Below are 17,710 nucleotides of genomic sequence, written 5' to 3'. Positions count from 1 at the left end.
GCTCCTCGTCGGTGGTTCGGTGGCCGGGACGTCAGTCGAGGTCCTCGGGCGAGGCCAGGGTGCCCCGCACGGCGGTGGCGGCGGCCACGAGCGGCGACACCAGATGGGTCCGGCCACCCTTGCCCTGCCTGCCCTCGAAGTTGCGGTTGGAGGTCGACGCGCTGCGCTCCCCAGGCTTGAGCTGGTCGGGGTTCATGCCCAGACACATCGAGCAGCCTGCCGCCCGCCATTCGGCTCCCGCCTCCGTGAAGACCTCGTGCAGGCCCTCGGCCTCGGCGGCCTGCCGCACCCGCATGGAGCCGGGCACCACGAGCATCCGCACGCCGTCGGCCACCTTCCTGCCCCGCAGCACCTCGGCGGCGGCCCGCAGGTCCTCCAGACGCCCGTTGGTGCACGAGCCGAGGAAGACCGTGTCCACGGCGATGTCCCGCAGCGGGGTTCCCGGCTCCAGATCCATATAGGACAGGGCCTTCTCGGCGGCGAGACGCTCGTTCTCGTCGGCGATCCGCTCGGGGTCGGGCACCGACTCCGCCAGCGGCAGCCCCTGCCCGGGGTTCGTTCCCCAGGTGACGAACGGCGTCAGCTCGGAGGCGTTCAGGTGCACCTCGGCGTCGAACACGGCGTCGTCGTCGGTGCGCAGCTCACGCCACTCGGCGACGGCGGCGTCCCACTCGGCGCCCTTCGGCGCGTGCGGGCGGTCCTTCAGGTACGCGAAGGTCGTCTCGTCAGGCGCGATCATGCCCGCCCTGGCGCCCGCCTCGATGGACATGTTGCAGATGGTCATGCGCGCTTCCATCGACAGCGACTCGATGGCGCTGCCGCGGTACTCCAGCACGTAGCCCTGTCCACCGCCGGTCCCGATCTTCGCGATGACGGCGAGGATGATGTCCTTGGCGGTGACGCCGGGACGCAGCTCGCCCTCCACGTTGACGGCCATGGTCTTGAAGGGACGCAACGGCAACGTCTGCGTGGCGAGCACGTGTTCCACCTCGGACGTGCCGATGCCGAACGCCATCGCACCGAACGCACCGTGGGTCGAGGTGTGACTGTCACCGCACACCACGGTCATGCCGGGCTGTGTGAGCCCGAGCTGCGGGCCGATGACGTGGACGATGCCCTGTTCGTCGTCACCCATCGGATGAAGCCGGACACCGAACTCCTCACAGTTGCGCCGAAGCGTCTCCACCTGCGTCCGCGACACCGGGTCGGCGATCGGGAGTTCGATCCCGACGGTGGGCACATTGTGGTCCTCGGTGGCGATGGTGAGGTCGGGTCGCCGCACCTTCCGGCCCGCGAGCCGTAGCCCGTCGAACGCCTGCGGGCTGGTGACCTCGTGGACGAGGTGCAGGTCGATGTAGAGCAGATCCGGTTCGGCACCGTCGCCTCGACGCACCGTGTGTGCGTCCCACACCTTTTCCGCCAGTGTGCGGCCCCGCCGTTCGGTCATCAGGGCTCCTCCATTGAACGTGTCAGTCGGAAAGCGAGCGGACTCACTTCGTGAAACGTGGACTTCCCAAATCTCGGGATTGTAGTATCGCCTCGTGGGACAACCCGATGTTAGCAACAGTGGTGCCGAGCAGGTCCAGCAGAGCGGGATCGGCGTTCTGGACAAGGCGGTGTCCGTCTTGCACGCGGTGGCGGAGCAGCCGTGCGGGCTGGCGGAGTTGTGTGCGCGAACGGGGCTTCCCCGGGCGACGGCGCACCGGCTCGCGGTGGGGCTCGAAGTGCATCGGATGCTGCGGCGCGGTCCGGACGGCCGGTGGCGGCCGGGGCCGGCGCTCGCGGAGCTGGCGGGCGGGACGGTGGATCCGTTGCTCGACGCGGCGGGCGTGGTGCTGCCGAAGCTGCGGGATCTGACGGGCGAGAGCGTGCAGTTGTACCGCCGTGACGGCATCGTCCGGGTGTGCGTGGCGGTGGCGGAGCCGCCGAGCGGGCTGCGGGACACGGTGCCGATCGGTGCGCGGCTGCCGATGACGGCGGGGTCGGGCGCGAAGGTGCTGGCGGCGTGGGCTGACGCGCACACGCGGCAGGCCGTGCTGGCGGACGCGGTGTTCGGCGAGCGCACGTTGTTGGAGGTACGCCGCCGTGGCTGGGCGCAGAGCGTGGCGGAGCGGGAACCGGGTGTGGCGAGCGTGTCGGCACCGGTACGTGACAGCACGGGCAACGTGGTGGCGGCGGTGTCCGTGTCGGGCCCCGTGGATCGCATAGGCCGCAGGCCGGGTGCGAAGTGGGCGGGCGATCTCCTGCAGGCCGCCCAAGCCCTCCAGGAACGCCTCTGACGAAGCGGAACGAGCGCGCGAAGGCGCAAGCCGAGCAAAAGGGCCGAGGCGAGTGAAGCGAAGCCAACGGCCCGTCACCAAGCGACGGCACACGAGGGACCACGGCGTGTCTGTGAAGTGCGAACACGCGTACAGGAACCGCGGACACGCGTTCGTAGCCTGCGGACACGCCGAGGGAGCGAGCGAAGCGAAGCGCCCAGCGGCACCCCGGCCGGGAACAGCACCCAAGGCGAGACCACCGACCGACGGGCCCGGCCGAGGGTCCGGGGGCGTGCCCCCGGCTGGGGTGTGGGGGCCCAGCCCCCACAGGACACAAAGAAAGAGCCCCCTCTGCGCTTTCCGCAGAGAGGGCTCTCTCGCTCTTTCCGTACCCCCGATGGGATTCGAACCCACGCTACCGGCGTGAGAGGCCGGCGTCCTAGGCCGCTAGACGACGGGGGCTTGTCGTTCTTTGCGAAGTGAAGCTTACCAGATCGGTTTTTTCGCTTCGCGCTGGGGTACCAGGACTCGAACCTAGACTAACTGAACCAGAATCAGTCGTGCTGCCAATTACACCATACCCCATCGCGGCCCCTCACCGAATCTCTCCGGATCGGCGCCGCTGGAAAGAAATACTAGAGCATGCCCCGAAACGGCCTCACACGGGGGTCCCCACTTCAGCGCTGAGCGGGGACGCCGAGCTTGGCGAACTCGGAAACCAGCAGCTCAGGGAGGTGGGCGAGGGTGGCGAGGACGTGCACGCCCGTCGGGACGTCGGTGTCGAGGCCGCGCCGGTCGAGCCATACACCTCCGAGCCCGGCGTCGCGCGCCCCGACGGCGTCGGTGGTCAGTTTGTCCCCGACGTGCACGGCCTGCGCGGGTTCACAACCGATGGCGGAGCAGACTTTGTGGAACATCACAGGATCGGGTTTGGCGACTCCCATTTCGCCCGCGATGGCGACGTGGTCGAAAAAGCCACCGAGCCCGAGCCGGGCGAGTTTGTCTCGTTGGTGACCGCCTGAGGCATTGGTCACAGCCGCCAGTTTCACTCCCGCGGCGACGAGCCATTCCAGGCAGGGCAGGACGTCGTCGAACAACCGCAGGGAACTCCACAGGAGCTCCTTGCGGCGTAGTTCGAACTCCGCGGCCTGGGCGGCGTCGACGACCACGCCGTGTTCGGCGAGGAACGCCCGGGTGCGCGCGGTGTGCATGTCGGCGTAGGCGAGCTCACCGGACACGACCCGGGCGACGTGGTCGTCCGTGATGCGTTCCCACAGCGGCCAGATGTCGGCCCTGCCGATCAGACTTTCCAGCGAGTTCCGGCCCGCCGCCGTGAAGTCGATCAGTGTGTCGTCAATGTCCAAGCACACCAGTCTCAGCTCGGGCGGTGTCCAAGGAGGAGCACCGTCGAGTTCCGAGGCAGCGTGCGATACCGATGGAAAGCCAGGAGCGAAAGCCACCCACGCGAGGCTAGGGGAGATTTCGCGTCACCAACTCTGCTGAGTAGGTGATAAAACAGCCTCCGTTTCGCCCAGTGGTATCTACGCTCAGTGGCCTGCCAGCGCGCGACGCAACCGCCCGAGTGAAATCTCGCGGCCGAGCAGCTCCATCGATTCGTACAACGGCGGTGACACAGTGCGCCCGGTCACAGCCACTCGCACGGGCGCGAACGCCTTGCGCGGCTTGAGACCCAACCCGTCGACGAGGGCTTCCTTCAGCGCCGCCTCGATGGCGTCGGTGCGCCAGTCGTCGAGCTTTTCGAGAGCCGTCACGGAGGCACGCAGCACGGGCTCGGAGTCGGGGCCGAGGACCTTGGTCGCGGCGGCCTCCTCCGGAGCGAACGTGTCCTCGTCGACGAAGAGGAAACGCACCAGGTTGACGGCGTCCGACAGGACGGTGACGCGTTCCTGCACGAGCGGCGCGATGACGCGGAGCTTGTGCATCTGGTCGTCGCCGGGCTCCTCCGGCAGCACGCCCGCCGCGGTCAGATACGGCACGGTACGCCGGACGAACTCCTCGACGGGCAGCGCACGCACGTGCGTGCCGTTGATGGCCTCGGCCTTCTTGGGGTCGAACCGCGCCGGGTTGGCGCTGACCTTGGTGATCTGGAAGGCCTCCACGAGCTCGTCGACGGTGAACACGTCGCGGTCGTCGGCGATCGACCAGCCCAGCAGGGCGAGGTAGTTGAGCAGACCCTCGCGGATGAAGCCCTGCTCGCGGTAGTTGAACAGGTTCGACTTCGGGTCGCGTTTGGACAACTTCTTGTTGCCCTCGCCCATGACGTAGGGCAGGTGCCCGAACTCCGGGGTGAAGTCGGTGATGCCCACCCGCCGCAGCGCGGCGTACAGGGCGAGCTGGCGCGGCGTCGACGGCAGCAGGTCCTCTCCGCGCAGCACGTGGGTGATGCGCATGAGCGCGTCGTCGACCGGGTTGGTGAGCGTGTAGAGCGGCTGTCCGTTGGCCCGCACGAGGACGGGGTCGGGAATGGTGCCCGCCTTGAACGTGATCTCTCCGCGCACGAGGTCGTTCCAGGTGAGGTCCTCGTCCGGCATCCGCAGGCGGAGCACGGGAGAGCGCCCCTCGTCGCGGTAGCGCTGCTTCTGCTCGTCGGTGAGGTCGCGGTCGAAGTTGTCGTAACCGAGCTTCGGGTCCTGGCCCGCGTCGCGCCGACGCTGCTCCACCTCTTCGTTCGTGGAGAAGGCCTCGTAAAGCTCGCCCGCGTCCAGCAGCTTCCGCGCGACCTCGGCGTAGATGTCACCGCGCTCGCTCTGCCGGTACGGCCCGTACTCACCGCCGGCCTCGGGCCCCTCGTCCCAGTCGAGGCCGAGCCAGCGCAGCGCGTCGAGCAGCGCCGCGTAGGACTCCTCGCTGTCGCGCGCGGCGTCGGTGTCCTCGATGCGGAACACGAGGGAGCCGCCGTGGTGACGGGCGAACGCCCAGTTGAACAGCGCCGTTCGGATCAACCCGACGTGCGGGGTTCCGGTGGGCGACGGGCAGAAGCGGGCACGTACAGCCTTCGTCTCACTCATAGCTCTGTCAGAGTATCGCCCTTGACGGCCGTCGCGACTTCGTGCATGGTGAATTTATTCAACATCCATTGAAATTAGGAGCGGCGATGAGCGAGCGGACGAGTTGCGTCGTTATCGGCGCCGGCCCTGCGGGGATGGTCCTGGGCCTCCTCCTGGCCAGGGCGGGCATCGAGGTGACCGTGTTGGAGAAGCACGCCGACTTCCTGCGCGACTTCCGCGGCGACACCGTGCACCCGTCCACGATGAGACTGCTCGACGATCTCGGGCTCGGCGAACGGTTCGCCCGGTTGCCGCAGACGAAGGTCACCGAAGTCGCCTTTCCCTCCGGCGACGGTGGGCGCATCGTCGTGGGTGACCTCAAGCGCCTGGGCAGGTTCGGTCACCCCTACCCCTACATCGCCATCACTCCGCAGTGGGACTTTCTGAACCTGCTCGCCGACGCCGCGGCCGAGGAACCCACCTTCACGCTGCGCATGCGCTCGGAGGTCACCGAGCTCGTGAAGGAGCGGGGGCAGGTGAAAGGCGTGCGTTACCGCACCGAGGACGGCACCACGCACACGCTGCTCGCCGACCTCACCGTGGCCTGCGACGGGCGTTGGTCGCTGGCCCGTGAGCAGGCGGGGCTGCGGCCGAAGGAGGTGTCCGTGCCCATCGACGTGTGGTGGTTCCGGCTCGACCGCAAGCCGGGCGAAGGCCCCGACCGACTCCAGCCGCACATGCGTGGCACGAAGTTCGGCATCACCATCCCGAGGCGGGACTACTACCAGGTCGCCTACGTCGGCAGGAAGGGACTGGACGCGGAACTGCGCAGGCGGGGCGTCGACGCGTTCCGTCGTGACGTCGCCGAGCTCGTGCCCGAACTCGCCGACCGCGTCGGTGAACTGACCACGATGGACCAGGTCAAACACCTCGACGTGCGGCTGAACCGGCTCGAGCGGTGGCACGCCGACGGACTGCTGTGCATCGGCGACGCGGCACACGCGATGTCACCGATCGGCGGCGTGGGCATCAACCTCGCCGTGCAGGACGCCGTCGGCGCCGCACGCCTGCTGGCAGCCCCGCTGCGCCGGGGCCGGATCGACGAGCGGACGCTGGCGGCCGTGCGACGCAGGAGGATCGTGCCGACCCTCATCGTGCAGACACTGCAACGCATGCTGCACCGCGTCGTCGTCTCACCGGTCGTGGACGGCAGGCGCCCGGGCCCACCGAAACCGTTCACGACGTTGATGCGGCGAGCACCGTGGCTGTCGACCGTGCCCGCCTTCATCGTCGGCGTCGGGCCGAGACCGGAGCGGGCGCCCGCGTTCGCGCGGCGGTGAGTCAGGCGTCCTGGACCGGGTTGGTGAGGGTACCGATGCCCTCGATGGTGATCGACACCTGCTGGCCCGCCTCGATGCGGCCCACGCCCTCCGGTGTTCCGGTGAGGATCACGTCGCCGGGCAGCAGGGTCATCACCGACGACACGAACGCCACGAGGTCGTACACCTTGTGCACCATCGCCGAGGTACGCGCGTCCTGCTTCACCACGCCGTCGACCTCGGAGGTGAGCCTCAGGTCGCTCGGGTCCACCTCCGTGGAGATCCACGGACCGAGCGGGCAGAACGTGTCGAAGCCCTTGGCCCTGCCCCACTGGCCGTCGGAAGCCTGGAGATCGCGTGCGCTGACGTCGTTCGCGACCGTGTAACCGAGAATCGCGGCGGGAGCAGCCTCGGCGGAGATGTTCCTGACGGGCCTGCCGATGACCACGGCCAGCTCGCCCTCGAAGTCGACTCGCGACGAGGCCGGCGGCAGCTTGATGGCCGCGTTGGGCCCGATGACGGTCGTCGACGGCTTCAGGAAGATCATCGGGTCGGACGGGACCTCGTTGCCGAACTCCTCGGCGTGCTTGGCGTAGTTGCGCCCCACCGCGATGACCTTCGTCGGCAGGATGGGAGCCAGCAGCCGGACGTCCGCGAGCGGCCACCGCTTGCCGGTGAAGTTGGGCTGCCCGAACGGATGGTCCGCGATCTCCAGGACCTGGGCCGCGTCGTTGTCGTCGCCGTCGGCTTCGATCGAGCCGAACGCGACACCGTCAGGATGAGCGATCCGAGCCAAACGCACGGCGCCATCCTAACGCGCGCCGTCCACCCCGAGCCCGACACGTCGTGTCCGCAGGCTGCGTACGAGTGTTCGCACCTCACGCACGCGTGTCCGGGGCTTCCGGACGGGACACCGCCAGGGACTTGTGCACGAGCGCGTCACACAGGGCCAACCAGCTCGCCTCGACGATGTTCGGGTGCACACCCACGGTGGTCCAGCTCCGGTCACCGTCGCTCGACTCCACGAGCACGCGGGTGACGGCGTCCGTGCCCGGTTTGCCCGCGAGGATGCGCACCTTGTAGTCGGACAACTCCACGCTGTCCAACCAGGACAGGTGCGAACGCAGTGCCTGCCGCAGCGCGGCGTCCAGCGCGTGCACGGGACCGTTGCCCTCGGCGGTCGCGATGACCCGCTCCCCGCCCACGTGCACCTTGACCGTGGCCTCCGACACGACGTCGCCGCCCATGCGGCGGTCGAGCACCACGCGGTAGGACTCGAGCCGGAACGGCGCCTCGGCGGGCAGGTCGTCGGCTTCCGCGCGCAGCAACAACTCCAGGGACGCGTCGGCGGCCTCGAAGGACCACCCCTCCGCCTCCAGCGCCTTCACCTTCTTCAACGCACTCGCCAACGCCTCCGGCTTTCCCGCGAGGTCGACACCGAGCTGCCGCCCCTTGAGCTCCAGGCTCGCCCTGCCCGCCATCTCGGTCACGAGCACCCGCATGTCGTTGCCCACGACCGCCGGGTCGATGTGGTTGTACAGCAACGGATCCACCTTGATCGCGCTCGCGTGCAGGCCTGCCTTGTGCGCGAACGCCGACGCGCCCACGTAGGCCTGGTGGGTGTCGGGCGCGATGTTGGCCAGTTCGGCCAGCGCGTGCGCCGTGCGGGTCAGTGCCGCCGTGCGCGCGGGCGGCAGCACCGGCATCCCGAGCTTCGCAACGAGGTTGCCCGCCACCGCGAACAGGTCCGCGTTGCCCGCCCGCTCGCCGTAACCGTTGGCGGTGCACTGCACGTGCGTCACCCCGGCCTGCACGGCGGCGACGGTGTTCGCCACGGCACACGCCGTGTCGTCCTGGCAGTGGATGCCCAGGCGCAGGCCCGTCCGCCCCGCCACCTCACGCACGGTCTCGGCGATACCCAGTGGCAGTTGCCCGCCGTTCGTGTCGCACAACACCACGACGTCCGCGCCCGCCTGGCCCGCCGCGTCGAGTACCCGCAACGCCGTGTCCGGGTCGTGGGCGTAGCCGTCGAAGAAGTGCTCGGCGTCCACGAAGACCCGCCTGCCCTCGCCGACGAGGAACGACACCGTGTCACGCACCATCGCGCACGCCTCGTCGACGTCCACACGCAACGCGCGCTCGATGTGCCGGACGTCCGACTTCGCCACGAGCGTCACGACCGGGGCCCGCGAGTCGAGCAGCGCCCGCACCTGGGGATCGTCGGCGACGGCGACACCCGCGCGCCTCGTGGACCCGAACGCGACGAGCACCGCGTGCCGCAGTTCCAGCTCCCCCTCGGCCGCGCGCGCGAAGAACTCGGTGTCCTTCGGCAGTGCGCCGGGCCAACCGCCCTCGATGAACCCGACACCGAGGTCGTCGAGCAACCTCGCCACGGCCAGCTTGTCGGTGATGGAGTACGAGATGCCCTCCCGCTGGGCTCCGTCACGCAGCGTCGTGTCGTACAGGTGGAACTGGTCCCCGAGCGGGGTGTCAGCGGGTTCCGTGCGGCTCACGGGATCTCCTTGCGAGGATGGGCGGACCAACAAAAAAGACCCCCCGCTGGGATGCGAGAGGTCTGCGCGCCGGTGCTGGAGCTTCTCAGCACTACCCGGCGCGCCTGCCGATAATGATCACGCGAGAGGTGGTCATGCCCCACATCCTGCCACAGTCACGGGCAGGCACGCCCGTGAGTCCGTTCCGTGAGAAGTCCGAGGAACCCACCGTGCCGGAGCCGGTGCGCCTGATTCAGGAGAGGACGGCCCGGGCCGTGCCCGCCGAAACCGTGCGGCGTGCGGACGGCTGGTGGTTGCGTGACGCTCCCGCCGCGGCCTGGTGGGTGCGGTCGGTGCTCCCCAACGCGGACGCCTCGGGTGAGCGACTGGTGTGCCGGGTCGAGGCGGCGGAGGAGTTCTACACCCGCCGAGGTTCACTCGCCCGGTTCCAGATCAGTCCCGGGGCGTGCCCGGACTCTCTCGACTCCCTGCTCGCCGAGCGCGGTTACCGCGTGGAGAGCCCGATGTCGTTGCGAACGGCCTCCGTCGCTCGGGCCGTCGACCTCCTCGGCCCGCCTCCGGCGTGGGTGGTGGTGGACGAACACCCGACACGGGCGTGGTTCGACACCTGGCACGCCGTGCACGGCGGCGACTCCCGCGCCGAGTGGGCGCTGCTGGAACGCGTGAGGTGTCCCTCCGGGTTCGCCCGCGCGGTGCTCGGCGGCGACGTGGTGGCGGTGGGCCGGGCCGTCGTCGACACGGGCTGGGCGGGGTTGTTCGGGATCGCGACGCTTCCGCGGGCTCGGGGCAGGGGTGCGGCACGCGCGGTGGTGGCCGCGCTGGCCCACTGGGCGGCCACCCGGCACGCCGACCACCTGTACCTCCAGGTGGAGCGGGACAACGTCGCGGCGTGTCGCCTCTACACGCGAGCCGGCTTCAGGGAACTCTGCGGGTACCACTACCGCACGGCGGCAAGGCCGCCCCACACCGGGGACGGCCCGTAGGCCGAGAAGCCCTGCCGGTGCGGTGTCAGTCCTCGCTGCGCCGCTCGGCCCCGGTCTCGCCGGCGTAACCGAGGTCGTCACCTTCGATTCTGCCGACGAACGTGTCGTTGTGGCCCGGACCGGTGGACGACGGGTTGTCACCCCGCTCGTCACCGGGCCTGCCGCCCGTGGGCCGCGCCCGTGACACGGCGGGGTCGTCGGCGGCGTCGGCCTCCGGCGCGCTGGACGACGCGGGTTCCCGGCGTCCCAGCAGGTTCTTCAACCAGGTGCGCATGGGCGGCGAATACCCCGGGACCGGATGCGGAAACGGCGGTCCGGTCCCGGGCGGCGCTCAGCTCGCCTGGCGGGTGTTCGAGGAGACGAGCGCGGCCAGACGGTCACCGATGGCCTGGGTGCTGCCGGGGGAGTTCTGGTCGCGGGTGGCGAGGTCGAAAGCCACGGACGCCTCGATCCGGCGTGCGGACTCCCGCTCGCCGAGGTGGTCGAGCAGCAACGCCACCGACAGCACGGCCGCGGTGGGATCGGCGAGGTTCTGGCCCGCGATGTCGGGGGCGCTGCCGTGCACGGGCTCGAACATGCTGGGGTTGCGACGCGTGATGTCGAGGTTGCCGCTCGCGGCGAGCCCGATTCCGCCGGTGACCGCGGCGACGAGGTCGGTGATGATGTCGCCGAAGAGGTTGTCGGTCACGATGACGTCGAACCGGCTGGGGTCGGTGACGAGGTGGATCGTCGCGGCGTCCACGTGCGAGTAGGCCACGGTGACGTCGGGGTGCGCCAGCGACTCCTCCTCGACGATCCGCGACCACAGTGAACCGGCGTGCTCGAGGACGTTCGTCTTGTGGACGAGCGTGAGGTGTTTGCGCGGACGCTGCTCGGCGCGGGCGAAGGCGTCGGCCACCACCCTGCGGATGCCGAAGGCCGTGTTGACGCTGACCTCGGTGGCGATCTCCTGCTCGGTGTCCTTGCGCAGCAGGCCGCCGTTGCCCGCGTACGGGCCTTCGGTGCCCTCCCGCACCACGACCATGTCGACCTCGCCGGGGTCGGCCAGCGGGCCGCGCACGCCCGGGTAGAGCCGTCCGGGCCGGAGGTTGACGTGGTGGTCGAGCTCGAACCGAAGCCGCAGCAGCAACCCGCGTTCGAGGATGCCGCTCGGCACGCTCGGGTCACCGACGGCGCCGAGCAGGATGGCGTCGTGCTGCCGCAGCTCACTCAGCACCGACTCGGGCAGCAACTCGCCCGTGGCGTGCCAACGGGATGCGCCAAGGTCGTACTTGGTGATCTCGGCACTCGGGACGACCTCGGCAAGCACCTTCAGCGCCTCGGTCACGACCTCGGGCCCGATCCCGTCGCCAGGGATCACAGCGAGCCGCATCCACACACCTCCGTCAGTCAGGCACCCGGCGCTCCGGAAGCCCATCCGCGATCGAACTCCAGCGACGGCAGGTTACCGTTGGTCGTCGATCGGACGAAGCACGACCACCCATACGCCGCAGCCGGGCAGACACTCGTCACTCAATCGTGTCACAAGGACCGAGGAAAACGGCACCCGAAAGGGGTGCGGTTCACCACGCGTCCGCGAGCTCGATCCATAGTGGAGACTTCGCGGGCACGGAAACGACCCCCACCGGCTCGCGCCGACGGGGGCCGCAGAAGTCCGAAGGGTCAGTCGAAGTCGACCGCCCGGATCATCCTGGCGTCGACCGTGGCACCGATCGGTTCGAGCATGTGACCGCCGACGGCGCGGTCGACCCGCAGCAGCATCACAGCGTCGGAACGGTCGGTGGTCTGGCTGATCTGCGCGGCCTCGATGTTGATGCCCGCCTCGCCGAGCAGGGTGCCGACCCGGCCCATGATGCCCGGCCGGTCGGGGTACTCCAGCAGCAGCATGTGGCCCTCGGCGCGGATGTCGAAGTGCCTGCCGTTGACCTCGATGAGCTTCTCGACCTCGTCCTTGCCCGTCACGGCACCGGACACGGAGTGCGAGCTGCCGTCGTCGTGCACGACGCGCACGGTGACCTGGCTGCGGTAGTTCTGGCTCTCCGGCTCGGTGGACACGCTCACCTGCACGCCGAGCTCCTCGGCGAGACGAGGCGCGTTCACGAACGTCACCTGGTCCTCCACGACGCCGGCGAAGACACCGCGCAGCGCGGCCAGCTGGAGCACGCTCACGTCCTCGGTGGCGAGTTCGCCCGCCGCCGTCACGGACACCGACGCCGGGGCCTTGGTGCTGAACGCGGACAGCACGGTGCCGAGCTTCTGGGTGAGCGACAGGTACGGCCGGACCTCCTCACCGACCGTGCCGCTGGCGACGTTGACGGCGTCCGGCACGAAGTCACCGCGCAGCGCCAGCAACGTCGACCGGGCCACATCGGTGCCCGCCCGGTCCTGCGCCTCCCGCGTCGAAGCGCCGAGGTGCGGCGTGACGACGACGTTGGGCAACTCGAACAACGGACTCGACGTCGTGGGCTCCTCGGCGAACACGTCGATGCCCGCACCGCCGACACGGCCCTCGCGCAGTGCCTCCGCGAGCGCGTTCTCGTCGATCAGGCCGCCCCTGGCCGCGTTCACCACCAGCACGCCCGGCTTGACCTTCGCCAGCGCGGCGGCGTCGATGAGTCCCTTGGTCTCGGGTGTCTTGGGAAGGTGGATCGAAATGGCGTCGGATCGCTCCAGCAGCTCGTCCAGCGACACCAGTTCGACCCCCAGTTGCGCCGCCCGCGCGGCCGAGACGTAGGGGTCGTAGGCGAGCAGCTTCGTGTCGAACGCGGCGAGCCGCGCGGCCACGAGCTGACCGATCTTGCCGAAGCCCACCACGCCGACGGTCTTGCCGGACAGCTCCACACCCGTGTAGGCGCTGCGCTTCCACTCGCCGCTCCGCAGGCTCTGGTCGGCCGCGGGAACGCGACGGGCCACGGCCATCAGCAGGGCGACGGCGTGCTCGGCCGCCGACACGATGTTCGACGTGGGCGCGTTGACCACCAGCACACCGCGCTCGGTGGCGGCGGGGACGTCGACGTTGTCGAGGCCCACCCCGGCCCGCGCGACGACCTTCAGCTTCGGGGCCTCGGCGAGAACCTCCCTGTCGACCTTGGTGGCGGATCGCACCAGGAGCGCGTCGGCCTCCTTCACGGCCTGCAACAAAGCGGGACGGTCGGTGCCGTCCACATGCCGGACCTCGACCTCGTCACCGAACACCGCGACCGCGGACGGGGCGAGTTTCTCGGCGAGGAGAACGACGGGCTGGCTGGAATTGCTCACGATGCGCCTTTCGTCTCAGAAGGTTTGGGGCCGTTCGCAGACGCTCACTTGCAGGCCACGACACTGTGTCCTCGAAGCAGGAAGTCTAGTCCCGGACGACCCCGCCACCGCAACGCGTCCGAATGAAGAGAACAGTAAGAGACAGGAAGAGACCCGGTCCGGACACGGCCACGCACGCGGACGGAGACCGCACGTCCGGCACGCAGCGAACAAGCGCAGGGGTCAGTACGAGCGGTCGAACTCGCCTGCCCTGGCGCCGAGGAGGAAGGCGTCCCATTCGGACGGCGTGAAGACCAGAACGGTGCCGCCCCGGCCCGCCGCCTGCCGTAACGCCACATACGTCACCGAATCGCTGTGTGTGACGAAGGCGTACTCCACAGTGCCGTACTTCTCGGCACCGGCGCCGACGCCGCTGGGAAGGCGCCGCCACCGCGCGGAGGAGAGATCGAGGCCTTCACGAACACCGAACTTGTCGTCGACAACGGAGGAATCGTTTTTCATGGAGGCACGGTAGGGCATCCCGCGGTTCGCGGGCACTCGGAACGGAGCCGGGATCCTCGGGGAATCCCGGCTCCGTCGAGGATCAGGCCGTCTCGGTGATCGGCCGGTCCACCCACGACATCAGACCGCGCAGCTTGCGGCCGGTCTCCTCGATCGAGTGCTGCTCACCGGCCTGCTGCAGCTTGCCGAAGTTCGGGCGTCCCTGCTCGTCCTCGGTGACCCATTCCCTGGCGAACGTGCCGTCCTGGATCTCCCGAAGAATCGCCTTCATGTTCTCCTTGACCTCGGGCGTGATGACCCTCGGGCCGCGCGTGAGGTCGCCGTACTCCGCGGTGTCCGAGATCGAGTACCGCATACGCGCGATCCCGCCCTCGTACATGAGGTCGACGATCAGCTTCAGCTCGTGCAGCACCTCGAAGTAGGCGATCTCCGGCGCGTAGCCCGCCTCGGTCAGCACCTCGAAACCGGTCTGCACGAGCGCGGACGCGCCGCCGCACAGCACGGCCTGCTCACCGAAGAGGTCGGTCTCGGTCTCCTCGGTGAACGTCGTCTTGATGACGCCCGCCCTGGCGCCTCCGATGGCCGCCGCGTACGACAGCGCCAGCGCCTGCGCGTTGCCGCTCGGGTCCTGCTCCACCGCGATGAGGCACGGCACGCCCTTGCCGTCCACGAACTGCCTGCGGACCAGATGCCCCGGGCCCTTGGGCGCCACCATCGCGACGTCCACATTGGCGGGCGGCTTGATGAGGCCGTAGCGGATGTTGAAGCCGTGACCGAAGAACAGCGCGTCGCCGTCCTTGAGGTTCGGTGCGATGTCCTGCTCGTAGATCGCGCGCTGCTTCGTGTCAGGCGTGAGGATCATGATCAGGTCGGCCTCGGCGGCCGCCTCGGCGGTCGTGAGGACCCGCAGGCCCTCGTCCTCGGCCTTGGCCCGCGACTTCGACCCCTCGGGAAGCCCGATGCGGACGTCGACGCCGGAGTCGCGCAGGCTCAACGCGTGCGCGTGTCCCTGGCTGCCGTATCCGATCACGGCGACCTTGCGCCCCTGGACGATACCGAGGTCGGCGTCGGCGTCGTAGAAGATTTCGACTGACATGAGGGGTGGTACTTCCTTTCGATTGGGTTGGGCGAGCGAGGCGTCAGCGGGTCGCCGTCGCCGTGATCGAGCGGGCGCCCCGGCCCACCGCGACCATGCCCGACTGCACGAGCTCACGCACGCCGTACGGCTCCAGCATGCGCAGCAGTGCGTTGATCTTGTCGGCGGTGCCGGTGGCTTCGATCGTCAGAGCTTCCGGCGAGACGTCGACGACCTTCGCCCGGAACAACTGCACGGTCTCCAACACCTGGCTGCGCACCGTCGCGTCGGCCCTGACCTTCACGAGCAGCAGTTCCCGCTGCACCGACTGGGCAGGGTTGAGTTCCACGATCTTGATGACGTTGACGAGCTTGTTGAGCTGCTTGGTCACCTGTTCGAGTGGTTGTTCCTCGACGGCGACCACGATCGTCATCCGGGACACCTCGGGGTTCTCCGTGGGTCCCACGGCAAGGGATTCGATGTTGAAACCACGGCGGGAGAACAGGCCGGAGACCCTGGCGAGCACGCCGGGCACGTTCTCGACCAGAACGCTGAGAGTGTGGTTGCTCATGAGCGCTTCCGCTCCTTTCGCTCCTCGGTACGCGGAAACCTCACTGCGACACCTCGTCCTCGTCGAACAGCGGTCGGATGCCCCGCGCGGCCATGATCTCGTCGTTGCTCGTCCCGGCAGCCACCATCGGCCACACCTGGGCGTCCTTGCCCACGACGAAGTCGATCACCACCGGACGGTCGTTGATCTCCATGGCCCTGCGGATGGTGTCGTCGACGGAGTCCTTGGTCTCACACCGCAGGCCCGCACAGCCGAGTGCCTCGGCGAGCAGCGCGAAGTCCGGGATGCGGTGCTTGTGCGTGCCGAGGTCGGTGTTGGAGTACCTCTCGGCGTAGAAGAGGTTCTGCCACTGCCGCACCATGCCGAGGTTGCCGTTGTTGATGACGGCCACCTTGATGGGCGCTCCCTCGATGGCGCACGTGGCGAGTTCCTGGTTGGTCATCTGGAAGCAACCGTCGCCGTCGATGGCCCACACCTGCTTGTCGGGCCTGCCGAACTGGGCGCCCATGGCCGCGGGCACGGCGAACCCCATCGTGCCGAGACCACCCGAGTTGATCCACGTTCGCGGCTGCTCGTAGGAGATGAACTGGGCCGCCCACATCTGGTGCTGCCCGACCCCGGCCGCGTAGATGGCGTCGGGTCCCACGAGTTTCCCGATGCGCTCGATGACGTACTGCGGCGCCAGCGTCCCGTCGGACGGCCACTCGTAGCCCGCGGGGAACGTGTCCCGCCACGAGTTGAGCTGCAACCACCACGCGGCCAGGTCCGCGGACTCGCCGTAGGACGTCTCGTTCCGCACCGCGTCGATCAACTCGGTGATGATCTCGGCGCAGTCACCCACGATCGGCACGTCGGCCTTGCGGTTCTTGGAGATCTCGGCCGGGTCGATGTCGGCGTGCACCACCTTCGCCTCGGGGGCGAACGACTCCAGCCTGCCCGTCACCCGGTCGTCGAAGCGCGCGCCCAGCGCCACGAGCAGGTCCGCGCGCTGCATCGCAGCGACCGCCGCCACCGAGCCGTGCATGCCCGGCATACCGAGGTGCTGCCGGTGCGAGTCGGGGAACACGCCGCGGGCCATCAACGTGGTCACCACGGGAATGCCGGTGAGCTCGACCAGTTCACGCAACTGCTCGGCCGCCCCGGCCTTGAGCACTCCGCCTCCGACGTAGAACACGGGCCGCCTGGCCTGTGTGATGAGGCGCGCCGCCTCCCTGACCTGCTTGCCGTGGGGACGCAGCGTGGGCCGGTAGCCGGGCAGGTTCAGCTCAGGCGGCCACGCGAACGACGTCGTCTCCTGGAGCACGTCCTTGGGGATGTCCACCAGCACGGGGCCGGGCCGTCCGGTGCTCGCCAGGTGGAACGCCTCGGCGATCACCCTGGGGATGTCGGCGGGCTCGGTGACGAGGAAGTTGTGCTTGGTGATGGGCATCGTGATGCCGCAGATGTCGGCTTCCTGGAACGCGTCCGAGCCGATGAGCGCCCGGGTCTGCTGCCCGGTGATGGCGACCACCGGAACCGAGTCCATGTACGCGTCCGCGAGCGGCGTCACCAGGTTGGTCGCACCCGGCCCGGACGTCGCCATGCACACGCCGACCCTTCCGGTGGCCTGCGCGTAGCCGGTCGCCGCGTGGCCCGCGCCCTGCTCGTGCCGCACGAGGACGTGCCGCACCTTGGTCGAGTCGAGGAGCGGGTCGTACGCGGGAAGGATCGTGCCACCGGGGATACCGAAGACCACCTCGACGCCGACGGCTTCGAGGGACCGCACGAGCGACTGCGCGCCCGTCACCCGAACGGGTACTCCTGCGGGCGGTGTCGGCTTGGGGCGGGGTCCAGAGTTGGCGGGTGACGCCGAGTTCGGTGTCGACCCGGCGGTCGCGTCCGATCGCGAGGTGGCGCTGGTCATCGGTTCTCGCCTCGTGGGATTGTCCGGGTTTTCGGTCGGGGTTCTTCGGTCGTCGTCGCCTGGGGAGCTCCCGCTACGCCGTCCGCGCAACAAAAAACCCCCGCCGACCAGGTGTGGTCGCACGAGGGTCGCGCGTCGACGCAGAGGGACTTCCCCTACGCGCCGACGCGCGGGGAAATTACGAGAACAAGCTGCGGTGTCACGGCGATGACGTTAATCGCCCACGACGAGAAGTGTCAACTCTGCGGGATGGTGATCCCGGATACTGGACCCTCCGACCGTCGGACGCCCCCGGGTGGCACCGCCTCCCACCTGCGGTGC

15 protein-coding genes and 2 tRNA genes are annotated in these 17,710 nt (G+C 69.2%); 3 read left to right on the top strand and 14 right to left on the bottom strand.

All coding sequences use genetic code 11. The features are described from left to right. Nucleotides 1-31 precede the first annotated feature (31 nt). Nucleotides 32-1,447, bottom strand: coding sequence for a 3-isopropylmalate dehydratase large subunit (gene leuC, locus SACCYDRAFT_RS05155; protein ID WP_005454248.1), 1,416 nt, complete (start codon nucleotides 1,445-1,447; stop codon nucleotides 32-34). 94 nt (nucleotides 1,448-1,541) lie between these two features. Here leuC and SACCYDRAFT_RS05150 point away from each other — a divergent pair, with 94 nt between their 5' ends. Beyond that, entirely contained in the window at nucleotides 1,542-2,279 is a 738-nt protein-coding gene (locus SACCYDRAFT_RS05150; RefSeq protein WP_005454247.1) for an IclR family transcriptional regulator, read from the top strand. 368 nt (nucleotides 2,280-2,647) lie between these two features. On the opposite strand, the gene SACCYDRAFT_RS05145 is transcribed toward SACCYDRAFT_RS05150, so the two are convergent. From SACCYDRAFT_RS05145 to gltX, 4 genes are all read right to left on the bottom strand, one after another. After that, nucleotides 2,648-2,720: transfer RNA gene (locus SACCYDRAFT_RS05145), tRNA-Glu, on the bottom strand. Between the two features lie 51 nt (nucleotides 2,721-2,771). Continuing rightward, nucleotides 2,772-2,843 (bottom strand) — tRNA-Gln (locus SACCYDRAFT_RS05140). Nucleotides 2,844-2,935: 92 nt separating this feature from the next. Then, on the bottom strand, nucleotides 2,936-3,628 hold the full coding sequence (locus SACCYDRAFT_RS05135; protein ID WP_005454245.1) for an HAD family hydrolase: 693 nt from the start codon (nucleotides 3,626-3,628) through the stop codon (nucleotides 2,936-2,938). A gap of 177 nt (nucleotides 3,629-3,805) precedes the next feature. Beyond that, the gene (gene gltX, locus SACCYDRAFT_RS05130; protein WP_005454243.1) at nucleotides 3,806-5,287 is read right to left on the bottom strand and encodes a glutamate--tRNA ligase; all 1,482 of its coding nucleotides are present in this window, start codon (nucleotides 5,285-5,287) and stop codon (nucleotides 3,806-3,808) included. A gap of 86 nt (nucleotides 5,288-5,373) precedes the next feature. Between gltX and SACCYDRAFT_RS05125 the strand changes: the two genes are divergently transcribed. Next, nucleotides 5,374-6,606, top strand: coding sequence for an FAD-dependent oxidoreductase (locus SACCYDRAFT_RS05125; protein ID WP_005454241.1), 1,233 nt, complete (start codon nucleotides 5,374-5,376; stop codon nucleotides 6,604-6,606). A gap of 1 nt (nucleotide 6,607) precedes the next feature. On the opposite strand, the gene SACCYDRAFT_RS05120 is transcribed toward SACCYDRAFT_RS05125, so the two are convergent. Continuing rightward, nucleotides 6,608-7,387: a fumarylacetoacetate hydrolase family protein gene (locus tag SACCYDRAFT_RS05120; RefSeq protein WP_005454239.1), complete on the bottom strand. Its 780-nt coding sequence runs from the start codon at nucleotides 7,385-7,387 to the stop codon at nucleotides 6,608-6,610. A 76-nt stretch (nucleotides 7,388-7,463) separates the two neighbouring features. Then, complete coding sequence (gene cimA / locus SACCYDRAFT_RS05115; RefSeq protein ID WP_005454236.1) at nucleotides 7,464-9,098, bottom strand: citramalate synthase; 1,635 nt, start codon at nucleotides 9,096-9,098, stop codon at nucleotides 7,464-7,466. A 209-nt stretch (nucleotides 9,099-9,307) separates the two neighbouring features. Here cimA and SACCYDRAFT_RS05110 point away from each other — a divergent pair, with 209 nt between their 5' ends. Then, nucleotides 9,308-10,081, top strand: coding sequence for a GNAT family N-acetyltransferase (locus SACCYDRAFT_RS05110; protein ID WP_043537082.1), 774 nt, complete (start codon nucleotides 9,308-9,310; stop codon nucleotides 10,079-10,081). A 25-nt stretch (nucleotides 10,082-10,106) separates the two neighbouring features. Here the strand turns inward: SACCYDRAFT_RS05110 and SACCYDRAFT_RS05105 are convergent, their stop codons facing one another. The 7 genes from SACCYDRAFT_RS05105 to SACCYDRAFT_RS05075 all read right to left on the bottom strand — a co-directional run bounded on the left by SACCYDRAFT_RS05105 (nucleotide 10,107) and on the right by SACCYDRAFT_RS05075 (nucleotide 17,389). Next, nucleotides 10,107-10,355 carry a hypothetical protein gene (locus SACCYDRAFT_RS05105; protein WP_005454232.1) on the bottom strand — a complete coding sequence of 83 codons (249 nt, stop codon included), beginning with the start codon at nucleotides 10,353-10,355 and terminating at the stop codon, nucleotides 10,107-10,109. 57 nt (nucleotides 10,356-10,412) lie between these two features. Then, the gene (locus SACCYDRAFT_RS05100) at nucleotides 10,413-11,453 is read right to left on the bottom strand and encodes a 3-isopropylmalate dehydrogenase (RefSeq protein WP_005454230.1); all 1,041 of its coding nucleotides are present in this window, start codon (nucleotides 11,451-11,453) and stop codon (nucleotides 10,413-10,415) included. 290 nt (nucleotides 11,454-11,743) lie between these two features. Next, nucleotides 11,744-13,339 (bottom strand): phosphoglycerate dehydrogenase, encoded by a 1,596-nt coding sequence (serA, locus tag SACCYDRAFT_RS05095; protein ID WP_005454228.1) that lies wholly within the window; start codon nucleotides 13,337-13,339, stop codon nucleotides 11,744-11,746. A gap of 222 nt (nucleotides 13,340-13,561) precedes the next feature. Continuing rightward, nucleotides 13,562-13,840, bottom strand: a complete 279-nt coding sequence (locus tag SACCYDRAFT_RS05090) for a DUF397 domain-containing protein (protein WP_043537081.1) — start codon at nucleotides 13,838-13,840, stop codon at nucleotides 13,562-13,564. 82 nt (nucleotides 13,841-13,922) lie between these two features. After that, the gene (gene ilvC, locus SACCYDRAFT_RS05085; RefSeq protein WP_005454223.1) at nucleotides 13,923-14,936 is read right to left on the bottom strand and encodes a ketol-acid reductoisomerase; all 1,014 of its coding nucleotides are present in this window, start codon (nucleotides 14,934-14,936) and stop codon (nucleotides 13,923-13,925) included. Between the two features lie 43 nt (nucleotides 14,937-14,979). Then, the gene (gene ilvN / locus SACCYDRAFT_RS05080; RefSeq protein WP_005454221.1) at nucleotides 14,980-15,486 is read right to left on the bottom strand and encodes an acetolactate synthase small subunit; all 507 of its coding nucleotides are present in this window, start codon (nucleotides 15,484-15,486) and stop codon (nucleotides 14,980-14,982) included. A gap of 40 nt (nucleotides 15,487-15,526) precedes the next feature. Beyond that, on the bottom strand, nucleotides 15,527-17,389 hold the full coding sequence (locus SACCYDRAFT_RS05075) for an acetolactate synthase large subunit (RefSeq protein ID WP_043536172.1): 1,863 nt from the start codon (nucleotides 17,387-17,389) through the stop codon (nucleotides 15,527-15,529). Between the last annotated feature and the right edge of the window lie 321 nt (nucleotides 17,390-17,710).

It is taken from the genome of Saccharomonospora cyanea NA-134, from assembly GCF_000244975.1.
In the GTDB taxonomy this organism is placed as follows: domain Bacteria; phylum Actinomycetota; class Actinomycetes; order Mycobacteriales; family Pseudonocardiaceae; genus Saccharomonospora; species Saccharomonospora cyanea.
The sequence above is the reverse complement of the archived record's forward strand: the minus strand, read 5'-3'. Positions and strand labels throughout refer to the sequence as shown.

Excerpts from the sequence above, each read along its gene's own strand:
- SACCYDRAFT_RS05125 (WP_005454241.1), top strand. The coding sequence starts at position 5,374 with ATGAGCGAGCGGACGAGTTGCGTCGTTATCGGCGCCGGCCCTGCGGGG.
- ilvC (WP_005454223.1), bottom strand. The coding sequence starts at position 14,936 with ATGTCAGTCGAAATCTTCTACGACGCCGACGCCGACCTCGGTATCGTC.
- SACCYDRAFT_RS05075 (WP_043536172.1), bottom strand. The coding sequence starts at position 17,389 with ATGACCAGCGCCACCTCGCGATCGGACGCGACCGCCGGGTCGACACCG.
- ilvN (WP_005454221.1), bottom strand. The coding sequence starts at position 15,486 with ATGAGCAACCACACTCTCAGCGTTCTGGTCGAGAACGTGCCCGGCGTG.
- SACCYDRAFT_RS05105 (WP_005454232.1), bottom strand. The coding sequence starts at position 10,355 with ATGCGCACCTGGTTGAAGAACCTGCTGGGACGCCGGGAACCCGCGTCG.
- SACCYDRAFT_RS05090 (WP_043537081.1), bottom strand. The coding sequence starts at position 13,840 with ATGAAAAACGATTCCTCCGTTGTCGACGACAAGTTCGGTGTTCGTGAA.
- leuC (WP_005454248.1), bottom strand. The coding sequence starts at position 1,447 with ATGACCGAACGGCGGGGCCGCACACTGGCGGAAAAGGTGTGGGACGCA.
- gltX (WP_005454243.1), bottom strand. The coding sequence starts at position 5,287 with ATGAGTGAGACGAAGGCTGTACGTGCCCGCTTCTGCCCGTCGCCCACC.
- SACCYDRAFT_RS05100 (WP_005454230.1), bottom strand. The coding sequence starts at position 11,453 with ATGCGGCTCGCTGTGATCCCTGGCGACGGGATCGGGCCCGAGGTCGTG.